This window comes from Lacinutrix sp. C3R15, assembly GCF_018860825.1.
Classification (GTDB): Bacteria; Bacteroidota; Bacteroidia; order Flavobacteriales; family Flavobacteriaceae; genus Oceanihabitans.
In genome coordinates this window covers 1-16,249 of sequence record NZ_JAHKPZ010000004.1, presented here as the reverse complement: position 1 = coordinate 16,249, position 16,249 = coordinate 1, and the positions used below count along the sequence as shown (strand labels likewise).

Annotated in this window: 10 protein-coding genes; 7 read left to right on the top strand and 3 right to left on the bottom strand. The window is 32.8% G+C overall.

All coding sequences use genetic code 11. From position 1 onward, the window contains the following. Positions 1 to 97 precede the first annotated feature (97 nt). On the bottom strand, positions 98 to 415 hold the full coding sequence (locus KO494_RS00090; RefSeq protein ID WP_215965547.1) for an antibiotic biosynthesis monooxygenase: 318 nt from the start codon (positions 413 to 415) through the stop codon (positions 98 to 100). 174 nt (positions 416 to 589) lie between these two features. Continuing rightward, positions 590 to 6,145, bottom strand: coding sequence for an alpha-2-macroglobulin (locus tag KO494_RS00085; protein ID WP_215965546.1), 5,556 nt, complete (start codon positions 6,143 to 6,145; stop codon positions 590 to 592). 234 nt (positions 6,146 to 6,379) lie between these two features. Between KO494_RS00085 and KO494_RS00080 the strand changes: the two genes are divergently transcribed. From KO494_RS00080 to KO494_RS00060, 5 genes are all read left to right on the top strand, one after another. Further along, positions 6,380 to 7,933: an aldehyde dehydrogenase family protein gene (locus KO494_RS00080; protein ID WP_215965545.1), complete on the top strand. Its 1,554-nt coding sequence runs from the start codon at positions 6,380 to 6,382 to the stop codon at positions 7,931 to 7,933. A gap of 190 nt (positions 7,934 to 8,123) precedes the next feature. Continuing rightward, the gene (locus tag KO494_RS00075; protein ID WP_215965544.1) at positions 8,124 to 9,059 is read left to right on the top strand and encodes an OmpA family protein; all 936 of its coding nucleotides are present in this window, start codon (positions 8,124 to 8,126) and stop codon (positions 9,057 to 9,059) included. Positions 9,060 to 9,062: 3 nt separating this feature from the next. Then, positions 9,063 to 9,245, top strand: a complete 183-nt coding sequence (locus tag KO494_RS00070) for a hypothetical protein (RefSeq protein ID WP_215965543.1) — start codon at positions 9,063 to 9,065, stop codon at positions 9,243 to 9,245. A gap of 195 nt (positions 9,246 to 9,440) precedes the next feature. Next, complete coding sequence (locus tag KO494_RS00065) at positions 9,441 to 10,814, top strand: DUF1800 family protein (RefSeq protein WP_215965542.1); 1,374 nt, start codon at positions 9,441 to 9,443, stop codon at positions 10,812 to 10,814. A gap of 2 nt (positions 10,815 to 10,816) precedes the next feature. Then, positions 10,817 to 12,010, top strand: a complete 1,194-nt coding sequence (locus KO494_RS00060; protein WP_215965541.1) for a DUF1501 domain-containing protein — start codon at positions 10,817 to 10,819, stop codon at positions 12,008 to 12,010. Between the two features lie 41 nt (positions 12,011 to 12,051). Here the strand turns inward: KO494_RS00060 and KO494_RS00055 are convergent, their stop codons facing one another. Continuing rightward, entirely contained in the window at positions 12,052 to 13,203 is a 1,152-nt protein-coding gene (locus KO494_RS00055) for a cadherin repeat domain-containing protein (protein ID WP_215965540.1), read from the bottom strand. A gap of 776 nt (positions 13,204 to 13,979) precedes the next feature. Here KO494_RS00055 and KO494_RS00050 point away from each other — a divergent pair. Both KO494_RS00050 and KO494_RS00045 read left to right on the top strand, forming a co-directional pair. Further along, positions 13,980 to 14,444, top strand: coding sequence for a hypothetical protein (locus tag KO494_RS00050; RefSeq protein ID WP_215965539.1), 465 nt, complete (start codon positions 13,980 to 13,982; stop codon positions 14,442 to 14,444). Next, positions 14,441 to 16,249: PKD domain-containing protein (locus KO494_RS00045; RefSeq protein ID WP_215965538.1), on the top strand; the 1,809-nt coding region annotated here is incomplete at its 3' end. The genes KO494_RS00050 and KO494_RS00045, both read left to right, overlap by 4 nt.

The following is a 16,249-nucleotide window of genomic DNA, read 5'->3' as shown; positions in this document are numbered from 1 at the left end:
AAAAGATAACTCAATTTTAAATTCTCCTTCTTTTCATGTAGGAGTGGATTCCGTTTACAAAAAAAAGAAATGGAAGACGAGGTGGTTTTTTTATAAATTACTGTTGTTGCAAAAACTCATACTCACGTTCTACTTTGCAAACCCTAACATGGTACCAACTATACCAATCTTGCTTTCCTTTGCGTTGTGCTTGTGCATGCTCGCTTTGTTGTTTCCAGTTTTTAATATCTTCTAAAGTTTCCCAATAACTTACAGTAATACCAATATTTTCTCTAGCAGATTCTATACCAATAAAACCCTTTTGTTGTTTGGCAAGCGTTTCCATCTTTTCAGCCATTTGGGCATAGCCTTCTGTATTTTTATTTTGGGTAGAAGTAAAAATAACGGCGTAATAGGCTTTAAATTCATTATTCATAAAGACAATTTTTTAATTTATTTTGGCGTTACCTAAAGGTCAGGCTTTCACTACTCGCTCTCTTCGAGGAGCTCAAACAAGCCGTTCTATCCTTAACGCACCAATCTGCTATGTTTTTTTTAATTTAAAAACCAATGCTTTTTGTTATAGCATTCCTGCCTGCATCAGAATTGGTTACTTCACTACTTCAATCCAGCGTCCTTTATTTCTTACCATAAACTCATTATCATACATAGCTTCAGCTTGTACTCCAGGTAAATAATAGGTTCCTAGGTATGCAGCGTTTAGCATGACGTTAAAGGTTTTAGTGTCGTATTTTCCTTTTTTATTTAAATCGAAATAGAAGTTTACTCTATCATCACGAATATCTATAAATCTTGCTTGGCTTGTGGTGCTGCTTCCAAAATCTGTAAAACGTGTGTTTACAATTTCCCAACCAGAAGGAAATATTTGTGTCAGTGCCACATCATTCACCTTTTCATTTTTAAGATTAGTCACTTTAACAGTTGCTACAAAATCTTGGCCTTGTTGTAACTTAGAAATGTCTATAGTGTTTCCTTGTACATCTTTATACACCACAGCAACACTTAAACCACGTTGTTCTGTAAGCTCATTTCCTAAAGGCAGTTTTCCAGAGTTTAACACACGAACATAAACCAAATTACTCTGGTTATTTTTAAAGGAAAGCGAATTACTTCCTTCTTTAACGATTAAGTCTCGTTGTGCAATGGCGCTTTTGGTGTTTATTTCTTCTGTTTTACCATTTAAAGTGTATTGTATTTTTAATGATTTTCCGCCATTTGCTTCTACCATTTTTGCCATTGCTAACAAGCTGTATGCTGTAGTTTGTGTACTCATCCATCTATCTTCAGATAATTCTTTAGCAATGGTTTTGGCTAAGTCTCTAGCGCGCTTATCTTTAGTAATTACCATAGTTTCTAGAGCCATAGCACGATTTCTGTTTACAGAACCATAGGTGTAATAATTATATTTAGGAGCTAAGAATTCAATATTAGCAGTTTTAGAAATTTGTGCACTTGCTTCTTCTTGTCCAGCTAAAGCATATGCTGCTGCCAAACGCCATTTTGCTTCGTTAGAAATTTCGGTAAACTCACGAAGTCTATTCATTGCTGCTAAATCTGGGCTTCCAGCTAATGCTAAAGTGTACAATCTGTAGGCCTGTGCAAGATCAGAATTGTAGGTTTTATAGCTTGGTCTCCAATCTCGAGAAGCTTGTTTTTGGTAGGCAATCCAATTGTTTTTAAAGGTAAGCGGAAGTACAAATCCTTTCTTTTCTGCTTCTATCATAAAATGTCCAGCATAACTGGTTCCCCAATCACTGGCTGTGTTTTCTCCCATCCAATAACTCATTCCTCCATTTGGTCTTTGAAAATGACCTAAACGTTTGATACCGTTTTCAATATTTAATTGTATTTCTTGTTTTTTCTTAAAAGTCAGATCAAAAATATCTTGTAAATATAACTGCGGAAAAACGCTAGAAGTAGTTTGCTCTACACAACCATGAGGATATTGCACAAGGTATTGTAGTCTTCTAGAGAAATCCATTGGAGGCATGGTAGAAAACTCTACGGTTGCACTATTGGTTCCTGCCACACCAAAGGTTGTAAAGTCTAAGTCTTTTGAAGCATTTGCTTCTAAATCTGCGTCTAATGCAATAGATGAAATAGGATTGGTGTTTACTACATCTAATTCTACTTTGTAAGTAGATGTTTCTCCGTTTCCAGTAGCAAGTACTTCTACAGTATTTATGCCTTTTGCTTTACTAGCATCCAGTTCAAAATACACCATTTTCTCATCTGGTTTTGCAAAAGTTAGTGCTTGTGTTTTACTGCCAATAACTTCCATTCCATCACTTAGTTTTAAGCTAATATTTACATTCTTAATGGTAGGTTCCATAGCAAAAACAGTTACAGGTAGCGTTACTTTTTCACCTGGACTTAATTTTCGTGGTAGCGTAGCCAATACCATTAAAGGTTTTTTAACAGGAACCGTTTGTTCGGTGCTTCCGTATGCTTCGTTGATGATGTCTCCAGCAACAACCATAGTTCTAACCGAGCCAATATAATTTGGCATTTTTATTTTGTGTGCTTTGTTGTCTCCTGCGTTTAATTGAAAAGGACCTAAAAAGGTAACTACAGGTTTAAAACGGTTTGCTTTTTTGTTTTTTCCATCTGCAGCAGCGCCATCGCCACCAATGGAGAAAACTTGATCTACGCTTCCGGAATATGCACCAATGACATCATCAAAAACATCCCAGGTTTTTACGCCTAAAGCTTCTCGTTTGTAAAATTCGCTCCAGGCATTTGGGGTTTTAAATCTTGTTAAATCCAGTAAGCCTTCTTCTACCATTGCAATGGTATAGGTCATTGCTTTGTTGTTTTTTTCGGATACAAAAACTTCAAATTCTTGTTCCGGTTTTAAAGCGTTAGGCATTTTTAATTCTGGCTCTAGTTTAGTATTTGGGTTTTCTACCATAATTGGGATAACGCCATACAAACGAATAGGTAAATCGTTAGCAGTAATTGCGTGTGGTTGCAATAACGAAATATTTACAAATACATTAGGAGCCATTTTAGCAGTAATAGGAAGGTTTACTGTAGTTTCTCCTTTAGTGGTTTTCACCCATTTATACTCTAATACCTCTGTGCCATTTTCAATACTAACTAGTGCGCGACCTTCACTACCAGAAGGAAAAGTAATAGTTGCAGTTTCGCCAACATTATAATTTTCTTTATCAGCAGCAAAAGCTAGCATTTTTGCGGCTTCTTTGTCTCCTGATGGTGTATACCAATTTTTATAAAAGTATGCGGTTCGCCCTGTTGCATGCCCACTTTTAGGATCGAATACACGAATAAGGAAACGGCCTTTATCGCTTTCTGGAATATTTAAAGTGAAACTGGTTTTACCATTAGCATCTGTATTTAGCTTCATGTTTTTGTAGGCTTGATGATAGGTGTTTGAGGTGTAGGAGGATAGATTGTCATAAGAAGAATTCCACCACCAACGCCAGTTTATTTTATATACTTTTACTTCTAAGCCATTGCGTTTTATGGGCTTTCCTTGAGTATCTACAACTACAATATCAAAAGTTTGATTTTTATTGGTTGTAAATGATCCGTAGCCTTTTTCTTTGGGTGATTTTAAACCAACAAAAGATTTATAAGGTGCATATTGTTTGGTAAAAGCATCCATAGAGAAATCCCCTCCGTTCTCAAAAGCACGAACTAAAAATTGTGCGTTTAACATGCCTGGAGCATTGTTACCAACATTTAGTTTGTTGGTGATATCTGCTAAACCTTCTTCGTTTACTTTACCATCAAAAATGACAATTTCTTCTGTAGCAAAAGAACGAGATGGATCTTTAAATGTATAGTCGGAGTAATTTTTAAAGCTTGTATACGCGTTACTAAACTTCGCTTTAATTTCGGTTCTAACATTTTTTGCAGGAGCACCATGTAGCCATTTTACATCTAATTTTCCGTTTAACGGATTTTCACCAGAAAGCACTTCGTCTTCAAAATCGACTTTTATTTTTAATCGATTAGGTTTCACGGTTTCTATTTTTAATCCTTTGTAAAAAGTAGCGCCACCAACCGAAACTTTAGCATTCCAGTTTCCTGTTTTGTCTTCGGTAGAGGTAGGAATTGTAAAGGTGTATAGGTTGTTGAGATTGTTTGTTGTAATATTTCTGTAAGCAAGTTTGCCATTAGCGTCTGTAATTTCCATTTTTACAGGATGCGCTTTTGGTAGTTTGTTACCAGCATCGTTTAACATAAAAGATAAATGCAAGGTGTCTCCTGGTCGCCAAACGCCACGTTCGCCATAAATGTATCCTTTTAGTCCGCGTTGTATGTGGTTTCCAGAGACATCAAATTTGCTTAAAGATAGAGAGTTTCCGTCGTTTAGTTTAATGTAACTTGTGTTATTTCCTTTAGAAACAATGGCAAAAGCAGCATGGTTTTCTACATCTATTGTGGCTAACCCTTCTGTGTCTGTTTTGGTTTTTACAATTTCTTGTTGCTGAAAATTATAGATAGCAACGGTTGCTCCTGCTTCTGGATTGGTGTTTAAAATATTAGTAACTGCAAAGTAGTAATTGTTGTTTGCTCCTTTTTTTGCAATCACACCAATATTAGATGCTAATAAGTTTTGAGTAATTGTTTTGCTGTTGTAATAGGCGTCTTTACAAGGGTTTTTTCTATCGTTCCAGTTATAGTAATTGTTTCTGTAGCTGTAGGTTACATTATCCCAATATTCTTCTTCACGAAGGTCTTCGTCTTCGGTTGTGGTTTCTCTGTAATCCTCATAGTAATAGTCTTCTTCGTAATAATCTTCATTATCTTCAGTGTTGGTTATGTTTTGATTGCCTTCACAGTTGTAGAGGGAGTATTCTTTTTTCATTTCTAATTCTACTCTGTAAACGGCTCCAGGATCAGCTTTCATGTATTTCGATAAATCGATACTATACGTTTTCCATTTTCCTGTGTTTTCGGCTTCGTCTTGTAGTTGTATGGTTTGCTTTGCAATACGTCTTCCAACGCGACGTACATCATTTCTGTTTGTGTTGTTGAGGTTGTTGTCTTGTAAAAACTGTAGCACATTATCTTCAAAAATCTTGATGATTCTAACATCTACAGCTTTTAAATTAACCGCTTCAAAATTAAATTTTAATTCTTGCGAGGTTGGTAGAATCACACCATTACTTATTAATCTTACCTGTGGTTTTTCGTCTTCAAAAGCGATAGTTTCAGAAAAAGGTTTCTTTAATTTATAGCCATCTGTGTTTGCTATTCCTTGAAAGACATCGACTTGAATATTGCCTACTACTTTTGTGTTTGGATATGCTTTTAATACGTTGCCATCGACAATATATTTAGGGTTTTTTACATTTTGAATAGTTACTAATCCATCAAAATTTTGTTGCTTTTTTAAAGGGTCAGAAAAATTGATAGATAAATATTGTTCTGGGCTTTGTATGACGTCTACTTTGGTAATGGTAAAGTTGTTTTTGCCAGGAATGTTTACTGTGTTTTCTCCAGAATTATCTGCATTGATACTTTTTCCGTTCCATGTTATAAGTATCTGGCTGTCTTCTTCTAAACGATGGATGCTGTCTATTTTAAATTCAAAAAGTTTTTCTTTTTTATACGATGTACTCCAAACAATTGCTAGTTTTTTTTCTCCTTGAAATGCTTCAACCAATTGCTTGGCATCTTCTAAAGAAATAATATCTGCTGCGCGAATAAGGCCTTCTACATATTGCCATTCTTTACTGTATGATTGTAAATTATTGGTAACAATATTAAAGTTTGGTGTAATGGTTTTAAACTTAAAGGTATAGGTTTTGTAATCTGAAGGTATATTATTAAATAGCTTATCTAGCTTTACATTAACCGTGTATTCTGTGTCTGGATCTAGAATTTCATCTGGAACAAAATGCAGGGAATGTTTGTTGTTTACTAGTAGTTTTCCTTCTACATGTGGTTTTATAGAGACAATATTTTCTGTTATTTCTTGGTTTATTTCCCAGCCCTCTACATCATTAGCTAAATTTATTACAATGGTATTTGTAACAGAAACTCTGCCAGCAGTAGTGTAGCTTATATAGTCTTTAAATTGGAACAGGTTATCTGTTTTTTCAACCTTTTTTTTACATGAAAAAGTAAGGGTTATAAGGAAGACTAAAGCAAGAAGTTTCTTGATGTGCATAATTGAGGGTTTTTTTGTTGAAGATGAATGTTATAGAGATGTAATATAATTCTTATTAATATAAATACTCTATTAAGAAACACTTTGGATTTTCTGTTGTTGTTAAATTGTTCCTAAAGTTAAAAAAAGACGCAAAATTTAATCCTTTTAAAATGGAATATTTTTAAGAATAAAAACGGATAAATTATTAGTATCTTAGCAAGAAATTAAATAATTCATAAAAAACAAGCATATATGGAAGCTATTTCTACAGATTTCGGAATGGATAAAGCGTTAAAGGCATTAGGTGTTTCAGCTGTTAATAATGGAACATCAACGGGTTCTAATAATTTTTCTAAAGGTGAAATCATTGAGTCATTTTCACCAGTAGATGGAGAACTAATAGGAAAAGTAAAAGCAACTACCAGAGAGGATTATGATAAAGTGATGGATGCTGCAACTAAAGCGTTTTTAACGTGGAGAGATGTTCCTGCGCCACAACGTGGAGAAATAGTACGTCAGTTTGGTAATAAATTAAGAGAATTAAAAGAACCTTTAGGGAAATTAGTTTCTTATGAAATGGGAAAATCTTTGCAAGAAGGTTATGGTGAGGTTCAGGAAATGATTGATATCTGCGATTTTGCAGTAGGATTGTCTAGACAATTAAACGGACAGACTATTCCGTCTGAACGTCCAGGACATGTAATGCGTGAACAATGGCATCCAATAGGTGTTGTTGGTATTATTTCTGCATTTAATTTTCCTGTAGCTGTTTGGGCATGGAACACTGCTCTGGCTTGGATTTGTGGTGATGTTTGTGTTTGGAAAGCTTCAGAAAAAGCACCATTATGTTCTGTTGCTTGTCAAAATATAATTGCAAGTATCTTAAAAGAAAATAATTTACCAGAAGGTATTTCTTGTATTATAAATGGAGATTATAAAGTAGGAGAAATGATGACAACAGATGCTAGAATTCCACTTGTTTCTGCTACAGGATCTACAAGAATGGGAAGAATTGTAGGTGCTACTGTTGCGCAGCGTTTTGGAAAATCTTTATTAGAGTTAGGAGGAAACAATGCCATTATTATTACGCCAACGGCAGATTTAAAAGTGGTAGTTCCTGGTGCTGTATTTGGTGCTGTTGGTACTTGTGGGCAACGTTGTACTTCTACAAGAAGACTAATTATTCATGAATCTGTTTATGATAAAGTGCGCGACGCTATAGTTGGTGCTTACAAGCAATTAACTATTGGTAATCCTTTAGATGAAAAAAATCATATAGGACCATTAATTGATAAAGATTCTGTAAACACATATTTAGAAGCAATTGAAAAAGCAAAAGCAGAAGGCGGAAATGTTTTAGTAGAAGGTGGTGTTTTAGAAGGAGAAGGATACGAGTCTGGTTGCTACGTAAAACCCGCAATTATAGAAGCTGAAAATCATTTTGAAATTGTACAGCATGAAACTTTTGCGCCAATTTTATATTTAATGAAATATTCTGGAGAAGTGGAGAATGCGATTGCAAAACAAAATGGCGTTGTACAAGGATTGTCTTCGGCAATCATGACTAATGAAATGAAAGAAGCAGAGAAATTCTTATCGTATGCAGGTTCTGATTGTGGGATTGCAAATGTAAATATAGGTACTTCGGGAGCAGAAATTGGTGGTGCTTTTGGTGGTGAAAAAGAAACAGGTGGAGGACGAGAGTCTGGATCTGATGCTTGGAAAGTATATATGAGAAGACAAACTAATACTATAAACTACTCAGACGAGTTGCCTTTAGCGCAAGGAATTAAGTTTGATCTATAGTAGAAGTTTAATTATTAAATAAAAGTCCCATCGAAAGATGTGGCTTTTTTTTTGCTTAAAACACCATAATTAATGGTGTTATTTGTCGGTTTTTAGTAAAAAATCGTATAATTTAGATGTAAATATAGATTGTTAACTATAATAAGTTAAATGTATTGATAGTAAAAAGTATGTTAACAGAGATAAACAAATGAGTAAAAGAACATCTTACCTATTTGGTATTTTGCTTACCATTGGTGTTGGAACCTTTTTGAATTGGAGGTTTTGTTGCAATAATGCAAGTTGCGAGCAAAATAAAGTAGATGAAAATATAGAAGTTTTAAAGGAAAAGGAAGTAACGTTAAACCCTTTAACTATTGAAGATGGTGATTATACTATAAAAAGCAGCAGTAATTTTAATTTTAAAGCTTCTACTTTTAAAATAGAAGAACCAATTTCAGAAGAATTAAAAAATGCTGTTTTAGGTTTAAAAACGTATTTAGATGAAAATCTTTTAAAAAGAGTAGCTATAACAGGGTGTTATATTGGTCAAGAAACAAACAATTCAGCATATCCTAATTTAGGATTAGCGAGAGCTAATGCAGTAAAAAACTACTTTGTATCTCAAGGTATTTCTTCTAAAAACATTGATACAAGTAGTGAGTTAAAAGATACTCTAGTTGCTGATGAGAATACTGTTTTATTTGGCCCAATTAGCTGTAAATTAGTTACGGTTTCTAAAGAAACAACAACAGTAAATGAAGCTTTGCTAGCAGCTTGTGAAGACTTAAAAACAAATCCGTTAGTTTTATATTTTAGTCCAGGAAAAGCACAAATAAAGCTAACCGAAGAACAGCGTCAAAAAATTGCAAATATATCTAGATGTGTTGATAAATTAGGAGTAAAAGCACTAGTTGTTGGTTTTACAGATAATACAGGAAACGCTGCTAATAATATGGTTCTTGGTCAGCAAAGGTCAGATTTCGTAAAAAAATATTTAATACAAAACGGTATTTTAAGTACCAATATAGAGGCTACTTCTAAAGGGTCGAGTGAACCAATTGCAGATAATGCAACCAAAGAAGGTAGAGCTAAAAACAGAAGAACTATTGTAACTATTAACTCTGTAAAAATTAATAAAAATTAGAATATGAATTGGTGTATGTTAATTCCGTTATTAGTTGGTGTAATTTGTGCCTTATTAGGTTATTTAATAGGGAAGCTTTCAGGAAGAGGAAACAGGCAATCTTTTAATATTGATGCTTATAAAAATAGAATAGCAAAACTAGAAGCAGATTTAGAAACATGTATATCTAAAAAAACTTCAGACTAGTTATGGTGCTTGATTAATAAGTAGAAGAGATAACATTAGTTAGTAGATAGTGGTCACTCCTTTTTAAAATAAATAAAAAACCGTTTTATGTTAATAAAACGATTTTTTTGTTAAATAAATAAAGTTTTACGCTTAAAATGGTTAGGTTTTTGATAGTTTATGTAAATTAAGTAGCTTTCTTTAAGTTTTATTAAAATGAATAAAAAACATATACTGCATTTATATTGGCGAGCAGGTTTTGGTTTGTTACCAAAACAATTAGATAATCTTTCTGGTAAAAGTAAAGAGGAGGTTGTTGAAGAGTTGTTTTTAAAGTCTGCTAAAATAACACCACTACATATTAGCACTTCAAGTATAGATATTTTTAGTAAAGATGCTTTAGATGAGTCTAGAGATTTAAGACTAGAGTATAATAAATTAAACGCCAGCTTAATGAAAAATTACAGCCATAGGTGGATGGATAGGTTGGTAAATACTAATGAAACCTTAAGGGAAAAAATGACTCTGTTTTGGGCCAATCATTTTTCGGCAAAAAACGGAAGAATAAAATACGTTAAAAACTTTAATAATACATTAAGAAAGCATGCGTTAGGAGATTTTAGGAAGTTTGTAAAAGCAATCTCAAAAGATGCAGTAATGATTCAGTTTTTAAATTTACATCAAAATAATAAGTCTAAGCCAAATGAAAACTTTGCAAGAGAACTTATGGAGCTGTTTACCCTTGGTGTTGGGCATTATTCTGAATTAGATGTTAAAGAATGTGCAAGAGCATTTTCAGGATATAAAAATAATTTTGAAGGAGAGTTTGTTTTTAGTACATACCAACACGATAAAGGAATGAAGACCTTTTTAGGAGAAAAAGGTGCTTTTGAAGGAGATCAAATTATAGACATTATTTTAAAACAAAAACAGTGTGCTCGTTTTATTTGTGAAAAAATATATGGCTATTTTGTAAATGAAAACATAAATAATAGCCATATACATTTAATGACAGAAGTCTTTTATAAAGACTATAATATAGAAAACTTGATGCGTTATGTTTTTAAATCGGATTGGTTTTATAATAAAGAGAATATTGGTGTTAAAATAAAATCGCCAATAGAGTTGCTGGTTGGTATGTGTAGAGTGATTCCTTTAAGGTTTAATAAAACAGAAGAGTTAATAAAAATACAAACCATTTTAAATCAAAGGCTATTGTATCCACCAGATGTTGCTGGCTGGAAAGGAGGGAAAAATTGGATAAACACGAATAGTATTTTGGTGCGTGTAAAATTACCTTCTATGATTTTAGAAAGAGAATCTTTTACTATACAGCCTAAAGGTAATTTTACAGACCAATTTAAATTGGTTTATGTAAAAAACAAATATCAAGAAAAATTAAACGTTTCCGTTGATTGGAAAACCTATAAAAAGCAGGTAAAAAAAATAGCATCCAATGATTTATTGTTTGCATTGGTGTTGTGTGAAATTAATTTAGGAACACAAAATTATTTAAAGACACTTGGTAAATTAACTAAAAAGAAAAATTTAGCAAAAATAATGAGTCTTCCAGAATATCAAATGTGTTAATTATGGATAGAAGAAAATTTTTAAAAAACTCTGCACTAGCAAGTAGTGTGTTTTTTGTTCCAAGCTTTTTAAAGGCATTTGAAAATGTAGATTTAAGTAGCTATGGTTATAATAAATTAGTTGTTATACAGCTTTCAGGTGGTAATGATGGTTTAAATACTATTGTGCCGTACAGAAATGATCTTTATTATAAAGCAAGACCAAAAATTGCAATAGCTAAAAATGAGGTTATAAAGTTAAATGATGAAGTAGGATTGCATAAAAAACTTTTACCGTTAAAACGATTATATGACCAAGGAGATTTAAGTATTATAAACAATGTTGGTTATCCAAGCCCAAATAGGTCACATTCCAGATCTTCAGCTATTTGGCATACAGCAAGTGATTCTAATAAACATCTTCAATCTGGTTGGATTGGTCGATATCTTGATGTTTATGGTAAGTATGCGCACCAGGCAATAGAAATAGATGACAACCTTTCTATTATGTTAAAAGGAGAGGTGCATAATGGTATTGCTACAAGAAACCCCTCGTTTTTATACAAAGGATTGCATGAGTCTAACTTTAATAAAATACTAGCTTATCAAAACAGCAGGCATTTAAATGAACATAATTTAGGGTATCTATATAAAACAATGATAGATGCAAAATCATCTGCTACTTATTTACATGAAAAAACACAAAACTACACTTCTACACAAAATTACCCTACAAAAAACCCATTAGCAAACCAATTAAAAACGATAGCGCAGTTTATTAATTCCGGAATAAACACTAAAGTATATTATGCTAACCTTGTAGGTTTTGATACGCATGCAGGGCAAGTAAATACACAAGATCGTTTGTTAGATATATATGCAAATAGTGTAGCTGCTTTTGTAAAAGATTTAAAAAGAAACAATTCTTTTAAAAATACATTAATTCTTACTTTTTCAGAATTTGGTAGACGTGTAAAGCAAAATGCGGGTAATGGTACAGATCATGGTACTGCAAATAATGTTTTTGTTATTGGCAAAAATTTAAAAAAACAAGGTCTTTATAATGATTTAGCAAGCTTAAGTGATTTAGATGCAAATGGAGATATAAAATATGAAATTGATTTTAGAACCATATATGCAACTATATTAAATAAGTGGCTAAAAGTAGACGATAAAAAAATATTGAATACATCTTTTAAGCATTTAGATTTTATTTAAAAAAAAGCCTTGTTTCCAGTAAGAAAACAAGGCTTTTGATTTTAATTATCTGTAACTACAATATCAAAAGAAATATCTTCAGGTATTACTGATAAGTCTTCGGTGTAAATAGACCAATTTGTTCCTGTGTACCATAAAGAGAGTGTTTTGTCAAGTACGACATTGCGAGAGTCGCCCTCTGCTCCCCAATTATGTGTAAATACAAATTTTGCATCTGGATTGTTGTTTAAGGAAGCATGATCAATTATAGTATAATTTCCAGAAATATTAGCAGCGGTTGCTTGATGAGAAAATTCTTCGGCTGCATCTCCTTTAATTAAAACATTAAAAGCTGCGTTGTTAGGTATATCGCTTGCACCTTCAGTGTAAATATTCCAATTTGTCCCATCATACCATACACCATAGTTTTTGGGATTGTAAACAGAATTTGGATCCCATGTAGTAGTTACTATAAGTTTTTGATTGGGATTACCATTAGCTAAGGGATGATCAATTATCGTGTAGGAGCTATTAGTCCCTTGGTTTGCCTCTGTGGCTATATGTGTAATAAGTTCCCCATCCATAGCAATATAAACATTAAAGGTGCTGCCTTCCAGCATAGGAGTGGTGTCTTCGTTAAATATTGCCCATTTCATTTCTACAGGATTGTACCAAACACCAGTGGTTTTATTGTTATAAGTTCCATCATTCCAGTTGTGTGATATAGCAATTTTAGCATTTGGATTAGCGTTTAAATAAGGATGGTCAATAAACGTGTCTTCACCTTCGGTATTTCCAACCGAAGCGGTGTGCTTATAAATAACATCTTTAACATCACTAACATTAACGGTTACGGAAGAGGTTGCACTGGAAAGATCATCGGAAACAGTAACACTTGCAGTAATACTAGGGTTTGTTTCAAAATCAAATAAAGTACTGTTTGCTACAGAGAGTTCTCCTGTAGAAGGGTTTATGCTTAGCGCTCCATTTGGTGTTTGTGTACTTATTACATAATTTAAATCGCCTTGTCCTGCAGTGGCTTGCACGTTACCAATAATGGTTCCGTTTTCTGAATTTTCTGCAATAGAATTAGTAAAATCGGAAGCGCTTACGTTTGCTGGAGGACTTGTGTCTCCATCATCATCACTACTACATGAAAAAGTTAATAAAAAGATTAAGATAAAACAGCAGGAAATTTTTAGTGTTGTTTTCATAATTAAAATGGTTAAGGATTAATAGTTATATATAAATCACGCAGAAAAAAAGTTCTTCTGTGTATTAAATTCATACACTAATCATTTTTAGGGATTTTAATTACTAAACAAATAAATACAAAACAACCTTGTTTCAATACCTAATAACGGGAGAAACAAGGTTGAAATATTTTGTTGATTAATAGCTTTGTAAATATATAAAAATCAGGCAGATAAAACGGTGTAAAAGTATGAATAGTAAGAAAACACATGTGTTTGGTATTGTTTTTTGTATAGTTGGTATTTCTACCCTTTTTAAAACTTGTCTAATACTTCTTGATGGCTAAAAAGAAGGGTTGTTAATATTGTCAATTTATTAATCTGATTTATTTTTATTTAAGTGTAGTTTGTTGTGAATCCTGTTTATACTCTAAATAAGTGTCTTTTTAGAAAAGTAAGTTAAATTTATTCTAAAAAAAAAGAATAGTCATGCTTATGTGTTGATTTTGTGGTGTTTGCTGTGTAGTATCGTTTTGTTTTTGTTATTAAAAGTCTGACAATGAGTGTTTTTGTTGTTTTGAATGTGGTTTCTCGCAAGATTTGGTTTTATTTTATAGCGCTTATTTTTTTTGAATAATATTCAATAAATTAACAGTTTTGTAGGAATTTTTTTGTTTTTTTTAACATTTTTACTTTAATTTATGCAGTTTATTATGCGAAACAAGTTTGATTGTTTCGTTTTTTTTTAATGAAATCTAAAAGATTTTAGTTGTTTTTATCAATTCTAAACCTAAACCATGAAAAGAAAACTACTTATGCTTTTCCTATTTATATTTATAGGAAGTTCCATTATTTATGGACAAAAAAAAAATCATCTTAAAAAAATTCAACCAAACTATTCTAACGAGTTTATAACAAAATGCATTGTAGAGGTTTATCAAGACCAAGCAACTAAATTAGTTTTTAATAATCCAAGACGTTATCAATTTATTAAAGATTTTTTTGCAAGAATACGTTACATAAATTATACACAAAATAAAAAGGAGCTGTTAAAACACAAAGAAGTACATGAATTATTCAAAATTCCTTTAAATAATAAACTAAATTCTTCTTTGAAACGAGAGGAGTTTTTAAATATAAATAATTTCAACCCGCTTAAATACAAAGTTAATTTTGCAAGTCCAGATCCAACATGGTATATAATTGATAATTCAAATTATATTTTAGTAATAGAATCGTCACAAAAAATTAACAGAAAATGAGAAAATATCTATTTATAGTAGTAATACTTATTGGTTTTTGTGGTTTTTCGCAAACATATAATATGCAAAATGGAACATATTATACTTGTTCTGGTACATTCTATGACTCAGGTGGCTCGGGAGGTTATTATTCTTATTGGGAAGCTGAAACTATTACTTTTTGTCCAGATACTCCAGGATCATTTATTCAATTAGATTTCACGCAGTTTGATATTGAAGGAGGTGGGTATGATTTTATGATGGTATATAATGGGCCTGATGATACATATCCACTTATGGGTACATATGAAACAAACCCAGGAACACTTGTTTCTAGCGATCCAGGGGGTTGTTTAACAATCTATTTTGAAAGTGATTATTTGGTTAACTATTCGGGTTGGGCTGCAGATATATCTTGTGTGGTACAATGTGATCAAACAATTGTAGCGAATTTAGATTCTACTTTGCCAGCAGCTAATGGAGCTGGAGTAGTTGAGATTTGTCAAGGAGATAGTGTTACATTTAATGGAAGTGGTACATTTTCTGGTTCAAGTGCTGGAGCTGTTTATACATGGGATTTTGGAGACGGAACAACTGGAGTAGGACAAAGTGTATCTCATACTTATCCTGATCAAGGAATATATACAGCAAATTTAACAATTACAACAGATATTTGTACAAGTAATAATTTTATAAAACAATACATTCATGTTTCACCAACACCAGATTTTACTGGTACTGTTGCTACAGATGTTACAATATGTCAGGGTGATACCACAACTATAACTGGCGTGGTAGCACCACAAAGTGAAGCTAATGTTTGTGCAGTTCCTGTTACAGGAACTACTTTTTTACCAGATAGTTCTTCGGGTGTTTATAGTACTTGTGTTACAGTAGATTGTTATTCAGCAGCCGATACTGTGCAGTCTATTTCAGATATTCAAAATATTTTTATGAATATTGAGCATTCTTATTTAGGAGATTTAACAATTTCTATAACAGCTCCAAATGGAGTTGTTGTTGATCTTCATGAATATATTGGTTTCGGTGCTGGTGCTACCAATAGATTGGGAACTCCTGACGAAGCGGATGGAACGGGGCCTGGAGTTGGTTGGGATTATGCTTTTGTTCAACCAGGGACAATAGGTGTCGATTTAGCAAATGCACCAACTATGGCAAACGGAAATGGTGATCTTGCAAAGCAACCCGGCTCTTGGGATAGTGACAATTCTTTTGCTGCATTTATAGGTTCCCCTTTAAATGGAAATTGGTGCTTAACAATAAATGATGATTTAGGTTCAGATGATGGTTATATTTTTAGTTGGGGAATAACAATAGATCCAGCAATTTTGCCTTTTGAGCCAAATGATTCATTTACACAAGCATTTACTTCTGAAACATGGACAGCAAACGATAGTAATGGTAATATTATTAATACTAGTGGAAACACCATAACAGTTCAACCTACAAGTACAGGAAGTGTTTGTTATACGTTTACAGTTATTGATGATTTTGGTTGTTCATATGATGAAGAGGTATGTATTAATGTAACACCTACAGATGCTAATGCAGGAGTTGATGGATCTATAAGCGTATGTGATATAGGAGCATCAATTGATTTATTAGATTATCTTGGAGGAAGCCCAGACACAGGAGGTAGTTGGTCTGGACCTAGTGTATTAGCTGGAGGTGATTCAGGGACTTTTGATCCAAGTACAAATACAGCAGGAACTTATACTTATGAGGTTGCTGGAGCAACTTGTGGAGCAGACTTTTCTGAAGTTGAAGTGACTATAGATACTTCTGTAACGCCAACGTTTACGCAA

Coding starts and splice junctions, on each gene's coding strand:
- KO494_RS00070 (WP_215965543.1), top strand. CDS start 9,063: ATGAATTGGTGTATGTTAATTCCGTTATTAGTTGGTGTAATTTGTGCC.
- KO494_RS00085 (WP_215965546.1), bottom strand. CDS start 6,145: ATGCACATCAAGAAACTTCTTGCTTTAGTCTTCCTTATAACCCTTACT.
- KO494_RS00050 (WP_215965539.1), top strand. CDS start 13,980: ATGAAAAGAAAACTACTTATGCTTTTCCTATTTATATTTATAGGAAGT.
- KO494_RS00065 (WP_215965542.1), top strand. CDS start 9,441: ATGAATAAAAAACATATACTGCATTTATATTGGCGAGCAGGTTTTGGT.
- KO494_RS00080 (WP_215965545.1), top strand. CDS start 6,380: ATGGAAGCTATTTCTACAGATTTCGGAATGGATAAAGCGTTAAAGGCA.
- KO494_RS00090 (WP_215965547.1), bottom strand. CDS start 415: ATGAATAATGAATTTAAAGCCTATTACGCCGTTATTTTTACTTCTACC.
- KO494_RS00075 (WP_215965544.1), top strand. CDS start 8,124: ATGAGTAAAAGAACATCTTACCTATTTGGTATTTTGCTTACCATTGGT.
- KO494_RS00060 (WP_215965541.1), top strand. CDS start 10,817: ATGGATAGAAGAAAATTTTTAAAAAACTCTGCACTAGCAAGTAGTGTG.
- KO494_RS00055 (WP_215965540.1), bottom strand. CDS start 13,203: ATGAAAACAACACTAAAAATTTCCTGCTGTTTTATCTTAATCTTTTTA.